11 protein-coding genes, 1 pseudogene and 1 riboswitch are annotated in these 10,772 nt (G+C 72.3%); of the genes and pseudogenes, 6 read left to right on the top strand and 6 right to left on the bottom strand.

The features are described 5' to 3' along the window. Positions 1–195 (bottom strand): annotated as a pseudogene (locus tag GUY61_RS39315) (hypothetical protein); the annotation flags it as partial. Between the two features lie 140 nt (positions 196–335). On the opposite strand from GUY61_RS39315, the gene GUY61_RS28215 reads away from it, so the two are divergent. Together GUY61_RS28215 and GUY61_RS28210 are read left to right on the top strand one after the other, a co-directional pair. Then, positions 336–1,211, top strand: a complete 876-nt coding sequence (locus GUY61_RS28215) for an NAD(P)-dependent oxidoreductase (RefSeq protein WP_166633080.1) — start codon at positions 336–338, stop codon at positions 1,209–1,211. A gap of 274 nt (positions 1,212–1,485) precedes the next feature. Beyond that, positions 1,486–1,989, top strand: a complete 504-nt coding sequence (locus GUY61_RS28210; protein WP_166633079.1) for an ATP-binding protein — start codon at positions 1,486–1,488, stop codon at positions 1,987–1,989. A gap of 352 nt (positions 1,990–2,341) precedes the next feature. On the opposite strand, the gene GUY61_RS28205 is transcribed toward GUY61_RS28210, so the two are convergent. Beyond that, positions 2,342–2,983: a GNAT family N-acetyltransferase gene (locus GUY61_RS28205; RefSeq protein WP_166633078.1), complete on the bottom strand. Its 642-nt coding sequence runs from the start codon at positions 2,981–2,983 to the stop codon at positions 2,342–2,344. Positions 2,984–3,080: 97 nt separating this feature from the next. On the opposite strand from GUY61_RS28205, the gene GUY61_RS40590 reads away from it, so the two are divergent. From GUY61_RS40590 to GUY61_RS28190, 3 genes are all read left to right on the top strand, one after another. Beyond that, positions 3,081–3,296, top strand: a complete 216-nt coding sequence (locus GUY61_RS40590; RefSeq protein ID WP_166633077.1) for an EF-hand domain-containing protein — start codon at positions 3,081–3,083, stop codon at positions 3,294–3,296. A 77-nt stretch (positions 3,297–3,373) separates the two neighbouring features. After that, positions 3,374–3,613, top strand: coding sequence for a zinc-binding dehydrogenase (locus GUY61_RS41320; protein ID WP_166633076.1), 240 nt, complete (start codon positions 3,374–3,376; stop codon positions 3,611–3,613). A 141-nt stretch (positions 3,614–3,754) separates the two neighbouring features. Next, positions 3,755–4,243, top strand: coding sequence for a hypothetical protein (locus GUY61_RS28190; RefSeq protein ID WP_166633075.1), 489 nt, complete (start codon positions 3,755–3,757; stop codon positions 4,241–4,243). A gap of 199 nt (positions 4,244–4,442) precedes the next feature. Here GUY61_RS28190 and GUY61_RS28185 read toward each other — a convergent pair whose 3' ends face one another. The 4 genes from GUY61_RS28185 to gcvT all read right to left on the bottom strand — a co-directional run bounded on the left by GUY61_RS28185 (position 4,443) and on the right by gcvT (position 8,843). Continuing rightward, positions 4,443–5,810 (bottom strand): L-serine ammonia-lyase, encoded by a 1,368-nt coding sequence (locus tag GUY61_RS28185; protein WP_166633074.1) that lies wholly within the window; start codon positions 5,808–5,810, stop codon positions 4,443–4,445. Between the two features lie 103 nt (positions 5,811–5,913). After that, positions 5,914–7,176, bottom strand: coding sequence for a serine hydroxymethyltransferase (gene glyA / locus GUY61_RS28180; RefSeq protein ID WP_166633073.1), 1,263 nt, complete (start codon positions 7,174–7,176; stop codon positions 5,914–5,916). 36 nt (positions 7,177–7,212) lie between these two features. Continuing rightward, positions 7,213–7,590, bottom strand: a complete 378-nt coding sequence (gene gcvH / locus GUY61_RS28175) for a glycine cleavage system protein GcvH (protein ID WP_166633072.1) — start codon at positions 7,588–7,590, stop codon at positions 7,213–7,215. Positions 7,591–7,724: 134 nt separating this feature from the next. Further along, positions 7,725–8,843: a glycine cleavage system aminomethyltransferase GcvT gene (gene gcvT, locus GUY61_RS28170; protein WP_166633071.1), complete on the bottom strand. Its 1,119-nt coding sequence runs from the start codon at positions 8,841–8,843 to the stop codon at positions 7,725–7,727. A gap of 156 nt (positions 8,844–8,999) precedes the next feature. Next, positions 9,000–9,107, bottom strand: a riboswitch (glycine riboswitch). 194 nt (positions 9,108–9,301) lie between these two features. On the opposite strand from gcvT, the gene GUY61_RS28165 reads away from it, so the two are divergent. Further along, positions 9,302–10,045 carry an AAA family ATPase gene (locus tag GUY61_RS28165; RefSeq protein WP_398957184.1) on the top strand — a complete coding sequence of 248 codons (744 nt, stop codon included), beginning with the start codon at positions 9,302–9,304 and terminating at the stop codon, positions 10,043–10,045. Positions 10,046–10,772 lie beyond the last annotated feature (727 nt).

Genomic DNA, 10,772 nt, shown 5'->3' with positions numbered 1-10,772 from the left:
TTCCGGCCCCGTCCGCTCCTGTCGCCGGACTGTCCCCGCGGCGTCGACGGAGACCTTCTCGGCTCCGATCCGCCGCATGCGTCCGGTGCCCCACTCTCCCAGCGGGGCCAGGGCCGCGTTGAGCGAGACGCCGTGCTCCGTCAGGTCCGGTGACGAAGTCCAACGCCGCGTCGACGCCGCAGAAGCGGGGACCACGTCGCGCCGGTGCCCCCATCCAACTTTCCAGGACGTGCTTACCCGCAAGTGAGTACCCGACCAATTAGTCCGTACTGGTCAACCCTGGTGGCGGCGGAGAGGATTCACCCGAACGACGAGAACGAGGGGGAGCCTCGGAAATGACAACCGACAACAGCGTCCGGGTGAGTGTTCTCGGGCTGGGCGCGATGGGCAGTGCTCTCGCGGGCGCCCTGGTGAATGCGGGACACCCGACGACGGTCTGGAACCGCTCACCGGGGAAGGCGGACGACCTCGTCGCACGGGGCGCGGAGACCGCGTCCACAGCCGGCGAGGCGGTCAGGGCCGGCCGGCTGGTGATCGCCTGTCTCATGGACCACGCTTCGGTCCATGAGGTGTTCGATCCCCTCTCCGGCGAACTGGCCGGGCGGACCCTGGTCAACGCGACCACGACGACACCGGCTCAGTCACGGGAACTGGCCGACTGGGCCGCCCGTGCCGGGGTCGCGTATCTGGACGGCGGCATCATGGCGGTACCGCAGATGATCGGCCGGCCCGGGGCATCGGTCCTCTACAGCGGATCGGCCGAAGTCTTCAACGAGTACAAGCCGCTGCTCGACCTGTGGGGAACCAGCACCTACTTCGGTGAGGACGCCGGGCTGGCGTCCCTGTACGACCTCGCCCTGCTCGCGGGCATGTACGTCATGTTCGCCGGATTCATGCACGGCGCCGCCATGGTCGCCCCGGCCGGAGTGACGGCGGGTGAGTTCGCCGCCATGGCCGCACCCTGGCTGACCGCCATGACCGGCGCCTTCCAAGGGTTCGCCGCGGTCATCGACGGCGGGGACTACACCGTCGAAGGGCAACAGAGCCTGAACTTCTCCGATCTCGGTGACCTCCTGACCGCCAGTTCCGACCAGGGCATCGGCACCGAGGTGGTCGCCATGGTCCAGCGGCTCGTCCAACGCCAGATCGACGCGGGCCACGGGGAGGAGGGCTTCGCCCGAATCATCGAGAGCATCAGGCAACCGGGCTGAGGACCCGCCCGGACGGGGCGAGGGAAATGACCGCCAGGTGGGCCGGCCCCGGCGGTGGCCGGGCGCGGCGGCTTTTAAATCAACCTTAAGGGCTTTTTGACCGCGACCTTTCGTGATCATTCGTTAGCTCACCGTTACCGCAGGCGGGGTGGTTACCGGACAGTTTGAACTGCCCTCGGCATATGCCTGGACGGCTCTGCGGAGGGTTCCCTTCTGGGGAGTAATTCCCTGTGAACGCCCTACGGAGCACCCGCTGGACGGCCATGATGGGGGCATGGCGGGCCTGGAGGGTATGGAGCAGCCGAGGCACCGCGGTGGTGTGACCGCTGCGCGGTGGGTACCGGCCATCGAGGACGAACAGGCGCTCAAGGCAATCGACTTGTTCGGCAATCCGGCGGACGACGAGGTCTGCCTCCCGTCCCGGCCCGAGTCCGCGGGGGCGGCGCGCCGGCTCACCCATTCCGTCGTGCTGCGGCAGTGGGGGCTCTCCCCGACCGTCGCGGAACACGCGGTCCTCCTCGTCTCCGAACTCGTCGGCAACGCGGTGCGGCACACCGGTGCGCGCTCCTTCGGACTGCGGATGCTCCGCCGCCGGGGGTGGATCCGCATCGAGGTGCGCGATCCCTCGCGCGGGCTGCCGTGCCTGATGCCGGTGCGGGAACTGGACACCAGTGGCCGCGGTCTCTTCCTCGTCGACCGGCTCTCGGACCGCTGGGGGGTCGATCTGCTGCCCCGCGGCAAGACCACCTGGTTCGAGATGCGTGTCGCCGACCGCTGAGCCGCCGGGTGCCGGTCCGCACCGACGCAGAAGCCCCCTGTGATGCCGTTGTGCGGCATGCGGGGGGCTTCTGCGGTGCGCCGCGGGCTGTGGGGTGCGCTCCGCGGCCGCTGTGGGGCGACCTCGCCCGGGTCGGTTGGAGGCCGTCCCCTCGACTATGGCAGGCGAGGGGCCCCCGCGCCACAAGCGGGCTTGCGAATCGAAGGTGATCTAGGCCACGGGTGCTGGCAACTATTGATCCGGTCCGTGCTCAGATGTTGATTTCAAGGCCGCCGGGGGGTGTTGGCCTTTCGCGCCGTACGGGCATCGTCACCGCCCGCATGCGCGGCCGACGCCGGCGTGTACCGGGCGCTCAGTGCGCGACGAGCAGCGCCTCGGAGCCGACGGGCCGGTAGCCGGCCGCCTGGAAGGCGCGCACACTGCGGGCGTTGCCCGGCGCCTGCTGCGCCCAGACCACGTCCCCGTCCGGCACCAGGTGACGTGCCGCCACCGCCAGCGCCCGGCCCAGACCCCTTCCCCGGCTCCCCTCGCCGACCTCGATCGCGGCCTCCCAGCGGCCCGCCACGCCGCGCCCGAGCACCAGCACGCCGCCGCCCTCGGAGGCCCACACCCGCACGTCGTCACGGAACTTCAGTGCCCTGGCGACCCGCGGGTGTCCCGGGTCCTCGATCTCGCGCAGTTCCAGTTCCGGCGGCCCTGGCAGCGCGTCCGCGACCGTGAGCAGGTCGATCGTGTGCATCGCGCGTCCCGTACGGGCCATCAGGGCGGTGAGGAACCACGGGTTCATGGCCGCCGCCAGCGTGTCGCAGTCCACCCCGGCCAGCGTGCGGCGCACCCACCGCGGGTCCTCGTCCGTGAACACCACCGAGTGCGCGCTGAAGGCCAGTACTCCGGCGTCACGGCGGTCCGGCTGCCCGATGACGGTCGTGCCGCCGTCGGGCGGCGGAAAGCCGCCCCGGGCCGCCCGCTCCAGGATCTCCGCCAGTTCCGTCATCGCCGCCCCTTCGCGTGTCCGTGACCTCCCACAGAACCCTGCCACGCGGGCCGCTAATGTGTGCCCGTCAGGAGAGCACCAAGAAGGGGTGGGACCAGTGGCGGACATCGAGACGGCGCGGAAGGCCTTCGAGCGGTTCGACGTGAACGGCGACGGCTTCGTCACCGCGGCCGAGTTCAAGAGCGCGATGGCCCAGCTGGGCGACTTCAACGTCACTGAGCCGGTGGCCCAGGCCGTCATCAACTCCCAGGACACGAACGGCGACAAGCTGCTGAGCTTCGACGAGTTCTGGGCGCACCTGAACAAGGACTGAGCGCGAGCGCCGCCGAAGCCCTGGGTGTGTGATCAGCACCCCAGGGTTTCCCGCGCGCCCGTACCCGCGGCCGTCCAGTGCCCGCGCCCTCGCCCGCCGCCACCCTGCGCGCCCTGCCCGCGTCCGTCCTCTGCCTCACCGGTACGGCCGAGGGACGGGGCCGGGTCGGGAGCCACGTCGGCACCGGCCTGGCGGCAGGCGCCTTCCGGCCGGTCGTGGACCGCGTCCTCGAGGGGCTGGAGTCGATGCCGCAGGCGCACCGGCACCTCGAGTCCAACGCCCACCTGGGCAAGACCGAGGTCACCGTGAACCACTGAGGGCACCGCCGCCGAGGCGATCCGGCCGTTTCGGCGCCGCCTGTCCCATCGCTCTTGCGTTCTCGTCATCCGGGCGCATCAATGAGTTGAGCACTCAACTGATGCACCATCAGTTTCCCCCCACCGCAAGGGAGTTCAGTGATGAGCGCACGGAGTGAACGGAAGCGCAGCAGGCTTGGAATCCTCGCCGCCGCCTCGGCGGGGGCCCTCGCCGTCACCACCCTGGCACTGGCCCCGGCCGCTCAGGCCGTCGAGCCGACAGCCGCGAGCATCGGGTTCGACTGCGGCACGTGGGGCTCGGGCACCGCCGACCTCACCGCCACCCAGAACGGCACCGCGGCCACCATCACCCTCACCACGGACGCCATCACCGCGCCCATAGCCCTCTCGGCCGGCTCGGTGCGGTCCACCCTCACGCTGACCAGGAACGGCAGCGGCACCACCACCTTCACCGGCAGGTCCAACCCGGCGATGGCCGCCGGCGACCCGGTCTCCTCGGGGCCGCTCAGCGGCACCGTGGCGGCGGGCGACAGCCTGGAGGCGACCTCCCTGACGGTCGTCGTCTTCGGCATCTCGGTCACCTGCTCCGCGACCACCCCGCAGAACCCGGGCCCGTTCGTCTTCTCCTGACCGCCCTCGCCCAAGGGCCGGCGCCCCGCATCCGGGGCCGCCGGCCCCATCGGGCGGGCTCGCGGCCGAAAGCCGGCGGGCGCCCGCCGGCCGACCGACGCGGCGCACCTACGCGATCACGGCAGTGGACAGCTCGCCGTACCGGTCCCCCGGCGGACACCGCGGCGACACCGAGTGTGCCCGCGTCCAGCCGGAGGAGTCAGCACTCGATGATGTTCACGGCCAGCCCGCCCCGGGCCGTCTCCTTGTACTTGACGGACATGTCGGCGCCCGTCTCCTTCATCGTCTTGATGACCTTGTCCAGGGACACCTTGTGGCTGCCGTCGCCGCGCAGGGCCATCTTCGCCGCCGTCACGGCCTTCACCGCGGCCATGCCGTTGCGCTCGATGCACGGGATCTGGACCAGACCGCCCACCGGGTCGCAGGTCAGGCCCAGGTTGTGTTCCATGCCGATCTCCGCGGCGTTCTCCACCTGCTCCGCCGAGCCGCCCAGCACCTCCGCGAGGCCGCCCGCCGCCATGGAGCAGGCGGAGCCGACCTCGCCCTGGCAGCCGACCTCGGCGCCGGAGATGGAGGCGTTCTCCTTGAACAGCATGCCGATGGCGCCGGCCGCCAGGAGGAAACGGACGACGCCCTCCTCGTCGGCCCCGGGAACGAAGTCCAGGTAGTAGTGCAGGACGGCGGGGATGATGCCGGCCGCCCCGTTGGTGGGGGCGGTGACGACGCGCCCGCCCGCGGCGTTCTCCTCGTTGACGGCCATCGCGTAGAGGCTCACCCACTCCATCGCGTGCGCCGCCCTGTCGCCCTCGGCGCGCAGCTGGCGGGCGGTGACGGCGGAGCGGCGGCGGACCTTGAGGCCGCCGGGCAGGATGCCCTCGCGGCTCATGCCGCGCGTGACGCAGTCCCGCATGACCTGCCAGATCTCCAGGAGACCGGCACGGATCTCCTCCTCCGTGCGCCAGGCCTTCTCGTTCTCCAGCATCAGCGCGGAGATGGACAGGCCCGTCTCGCGGGACAGGCGCAGCAGCTCGTCGCCGGTGCGGAAGGGGTACTTGAGGACGGTGTCGTCGAGCTTGATGCGGTCCGCGCCGACCGCGTCCTCGTCGACCACGAACCCGCCGCCCACCGAGTAGTACGTCTTCTCCAGCAGCGGGTCGCCCGAGGCGTCGTACGCGAAGAGGGTCATGCCGTTCGCGTGGTACGGCAGGGAACGGCGCCGGTGCAGGACCAGCTCGGTGTCGGGGTCGAAGGCGATCTCGTGGGCGCCGAGCAGGTTGATCTTCTTCTCGGCGCGGATGCGTTCCGCCTGCTCGTCGGCGGTCTCGACGTCGACGGTGCGCGGCGAGTTGCCCTCCAGCCCGAGCAGCACCGCCTTCGGGGTGCCGTGCCCGTGCCCGGTGGCGCCGAGGGAGCCGTACAGCTCGGCGCGCACCGACGCGACCCTGGACAGCAGGCCCTCGTTGCGCAGCCGGCGCGCGAACATCCGGGCGGCGCGCATCGGGCCGACCGTATGGGAGCTGGACGGGCCTATGCCGATCGAGAACAGGTCGAAGACCGAGATGGCCACGGGTACTCCTCAGGGCTGGCGGACGTCGTCGGCCGCCGTCGGGTGGTGCGAGGGCGGGGGGGCACCGCGCGCCGGTGCGGCGTGCGGTGCCCCCCGGTGGTCCTTACTTCAGACCGGGGTACAGCGGGTGCTTCGCCGCCAGGGCCACGACGCGCGCCGCGAGCGCCTCGCGGTCCCAGGAGGGCTTGAGTGCCTCGGCGATGATGTCGGCGACCTCGGCGAAGTCCTCGGCCTGGAAGCCGCGGGTGGCCAGAGCCGGGGTGCCGATCCGCAGGCCCGAGGTGACCATCGGGGGCCGCGGGTCGTTCGGGACGGCGTTGCGGTTCACCGTGATGCCGATCTCGTGCAGCCGGTCCTCGGCCTGCTGGCCGTCGAGCTCCGACTCGCGCAGGTCGACAAGGACCAGGTGCACGTCGGTGCCTCCGGAGAGGACCGAGACGCCCGCCTCGGTCACATCGGCCTTGGTCAGCCGCTCGGCGAGGATGCGGGCGCCGTCCAGGGTGCGCTGCTGGCGCTCCTTGAACTCCTCCGAGGCGGCGATCTTGAAAGCGACCGCCTTCGCCGCGATGACGTGCTCCAGAGGACCGCCCTGCTGGCCGGGGAAGACCGCGGAGTTGATCTTCTTGGCGAGCTCGGCGGTGGACAGGATGACACCGCCGCGCGGCCCGCCCAGCGTCTTGTGGGTCGTGGTGGTGACCACGTGGGCGTGCGGCACCGGGTTGGGGTGCAGACCGGCCGCGACCAGGCCCGCGAAGTGGGCCATGTCGACCATCAGGTACGCGCCGACCTCGTCGGCGATCCGGCGGAAGGCGGCGAAGTCCAGCCGGCGGGGGTACGCCGACCAGCCGGCCACGATCAGCTTCGGCTTGGACTCCTTGGCGAGCCGCTCGACCTCGGCCATGTCGACCTGGCCGGTGGCGTCGTCCACGTGGTAGGCGACCACGTTGTAGAGCTTGCCGGAGAAGTTGATCTTCATGCCGTGGGTCAGGTGCCCGCCGTGCGCGAGGTTCAGACCCATGATCGTGTCACCGGGCTTGAGCAGCGCGAACATCGCGGCCGCGTTCGCCTGCGCGCCCGAGTGCGGCTGCACGTTCGCGTGCTCGGCGCCGAACAGCGCCTTGATCCGGTCGATGGCGATCTGCTCGACGACGTCGACGTGCTCGCAGCCGCCGTAGTAGCGGCGGCCCGGGTAGCCCTCGGCGTACTTGTTGGTGAGGACCGAGCCCTGGGCCTCCATGACCGCGACCGGGGCGAAGTTCTCCGAGGCGATCATCTCGAGGGTGGACTGCTGGCGGTGGAGCTCGGCGTCGACGGCGGCGGCGACGTCCGGGTCCACCTCGTGGAGGGAGGAGTTCAGAAGCGACATCAAGAAGTCCCTGGGTCTGGCGCGGCGGCTCTTGGCTCAGCCGGCGGAGAAGGCGGTGTACTCGTCCGCGGAGAGCAGCTCGGCCGGCTCCTCCGCGACGCGTACCTTGAAGAGCCAACCGCCCTCGAAGGGAGCGGAGTTCACCAGCGACGGGTCGTCCACCACGTCCTGGTTGATCTCGGTGACCTCGCCCGTCACGGGGGCGTAGAGGTCGCTGACCGACTTGGTCGACTCCAGCTCGCCACAGGTCTCGCCCGCGGTCACCGTGTCGCCGACCTCGGGGAGCTGGGCATACACGACGTCACCGAGCGCGTTGGCCGCGAACTCGGTGATGCCGACCGTCGACACGCCGTCCTCGGCGGGCGACAGCCACTCGTGTTCCTTGCTGTAGCGCAGCTGCTGGGGGTTGCTCATGGTTCGAATTCTCCCGGATGCGTTGGACTGGGGATGAAGTGGTCTCGCGGATTGGGACGGCGGCGTGCCGGCCGGGCCGGACGGCTCCCGTGCCGGGGACGGCGCAGGACGGCGTGACGGCGCAGAACAGCGTGTCAGCGGGCCCGCTTGTAGAACGGGAGCGCCACGACCTCGTACGGCTCATGGGTGCCCCGGATGTCGACCGCGACTCCGGCCGTGCCCGGCTCGGCGTGCGCCGGGTCGACATAGGCCATGGCGATCGGGACGCCGAGCGTGGGGGAGGGGGCACCCGAGGTGACGCGGCCGATGACGGTGCCCTCGGCGTCCACCACCGAGAACCCCGCGCGCGGCACCCGGCGGCCCTTCGCCACAAGACCCACCAGCTTGCGCGGCGGGGAGGTGGCGGCGCGCTCGGCGGCGGCCTCGAGGGCCTTCCTGCCGACGAAGTCCGCGGCCTTGTCGAACTTCACGACGCGGCCGAGCCCGGCGTCGAAGGGCGTCAGCTCCGTGGACAGCTCGTGCCCGTACAGGGGCATGCCCGCCTCCAGGCGAAGCGTGTCCCGGCAGGACAGGCCGCACGGCACCAGGCCCCGGTCCCGGCCCGCCCCGGTCAGCGCCTGCCACAGCTTCTCGGCGTCGGCCGGGTCGACGAACAGTTCGAAACCGTCCTCGCCGGTGTAGCCCGTACGGGCGATCAGCGCTGGGACTCCGGCGACCGTGCCCGGCAGACCCGCGTAGTACTTCAGGCCGTCCAGATCGGCGTCCGTGAGCGAGGAGAGGATCGCGGGGGACTCGGGGCCCTGGACGGCGAGCAGGGCGTACGCGTCCCGGTCGTCGCGCACCTCGGCGTCGAAACCGGCGGACCGCTCGGTGAGCGCGTCGAGCACCACCTGGGCGTTGGAGGCATTGGCGACGACCATGTACGTGTCCTCGGCGAGCCGGTACACGATCAGGTCGTCGAGGATGCCGCCGTCCTCCCGGCAGATCATCGTGTAGCGGGCCCGGCCGACGGCGACCGCCGAGATGCTGCCGACCAGGGCGTGGTCGAGCAGGGCGGCCGCACCCGGACCGGTGACGGTGATCTCACCCATGTGGGAGAGGTCGAACAGGCCCGCCGTCGTCCGTACGGCGTTGTGCTCGTCGCGCTCGCTCCCGTAGCGCAGCGGCATGTCCCAGCCGGCGAAGTCGGTCATCGTGGCCCCGAGCGCGCGGTGCAGCGCGTCGAGAGCTGTCTTGCGGGGGGTATCCGTCATGGTGGTGACTCCCAGGCAGGCATGGCGAGGACATCCCTCCCCATCTGTCATCGGAACCTGAGAGGTTCGTCACTGCCACCCGGTGCACTGGAGTGCGGGGGGCGCGACTTGCACCTTGGGTGGAGCCGCCGGCAGCGGCCCGCTTTTCAGATGTGCCTCGCCCGCGCGGTATCTAGGGCCTGAGAGATTCAAGGGAGGACTTGCTCCTTCGGCGCCCGGACCAGGGATTTCACTCCCGGGCCGGAACTCTCCCGCGCGGATTCAAGCGGCCGGTATGCAGTTGGCGGGCTCATCATCGCACGGGGGCGCCCGCCCCGTGTCTCCCCTGTCCCGGTCTCGTACCGAACGGGTTGTGATCCGGTGCCGAAACGCGGCTCACCAGCCAATCCGCTTGTCGGGCATTACGGATTCTTGACACTCTCCTGGGTAAGGCCGCAGTGACCGGACCTGGGAGGGCGATCACATTGCAGAGCCAAGGTGCGCACGGGACGACGACGGCAGCCACCGCCCGAGTGCGGGGGGCGCTGCCCGGCGTGCCGCTGCCGCTGCCCGTGGGGCCGGCCGGCGGGCTCGCCGCCCAGCCCGCGGGCTCCGCCCCGCAGGCGCTCCCGGCGCCCTGCCCAGACCGGGCACGCGTGCGTGACCTGCGCGGACGCGTCGCGGCCGGGCCGCGCGCCCTCAGCTTCGCGACCGGCGACCTGGTGGTCGTCTCGGGGCTGCCGGGCAGCGGCAAGAGCACACTGATCAGGCGGACCGCCGCGGCCCCCGTGGCCGACTCGCAGGACGCCCGCGAGCACTGGGAGCGGCGGCTGCCCGCCGCGCTGCCCTACGCGCTGTACCGCCCGCTGGTCCGGGCCGCCCACTACCGCGCGCTGCGCCGCAGGCTCCGCGAGGGGGAGAGCGTGATCGTGCACGACTGCGGCTCCCTCGTCTGGGTGCGGCGCTGGCTGGCCCGCGAGGCCCGGCGCCGAGGCCGGGAGCTGCACCTGGTGCTGCTCGACGTCACGCCCGAGACGGCGCTGGCCGGACAGGCCTCGCGCGGCCGGGGCGTGTCCTGGCGGGCCTTCGCCCGCCACCGCCGCGCCGTCGGCCGCCTGGTGGGGGACGCCGAGTCGGGCCGGGTCCCCGACGGCTGCGCCTCCGTGCACCTCTTCGACCGCGGCTCGGCGGGGACCCTGACCACGATCTCCTTCACGGACTGACCCACGCCCGGCCCCGTGGTTCCCGCCCCGGCCGGTGCGCCGGCCGGGGCCGCCAGCTCTCCACGGGACCGCCGTGCCTGCCTCTCGCCGTTCCCGCCCCGGCCCGGGCCGCCCTCGGCCGGTGCGGCGGCCGTGGCCGCGCATGCGGCATCCCGCCAGGGCCGCCCACTCCTCCACCCGGGCCCACCGTTCCCGCCTCGCCGTTCCCGCCCGGTCTCGGGCGGCCTTCGGCCGGCGGCCGGTGCGGCCCGCGCGCAGCCGGGTCCCGCCGCCTTCCACGGGCGCGCCGCTCCCGCGCCGCCGGGCGGGGGATCCGCAGGCTCGCCGTCCCGGCCTTCCCGTGCGGGGCTGTCGTGCGGGTGGACGGCCTTCGCCGGACGGCGCGCCGTCCCGGGACGCCCCCGGTCCGGCTGTCCTGGGCCGGGTGCGGTGGACGGGGTCTCGGACGGGCTTCCGCGCCGCTGGGGGCGGGGGGATCCGCGGGCGGCCGTCCCGGCCTTCCCATGCGGGGCTGTCGTGCGGGTGGACGGCCTTCGCCGGACGGCGCGCCGTTCCGGGACGCCCCCGGTCCGTCTGCCCGGCGACGAGATGCCTCGCGACGACGGCCCCTGCGGGCTCGCCGCTTCCGCGCCGCAGGGAGCGGGGCTTCCGCGCTCGCGCTGCCAGGTGGCCGCGGGGGCGTCCGGGCCGGTCAGGAAGGTTGGGGGCCCGTGGCGGACCCGGTGGG

The organism is Streptomyces sp. GC420 (assembly GCF_009916105.1).
GTDB lineage: Bacteria > Actinomycetota > Actinomycetes > Streptomycetales > Streptomycetaceae > Streptomyces.
The sequence above is the reverse complement of the archived record's forward strand: the minus strand, read 5'-3'. Positions and strand labels throughout refer to the sequence as shown.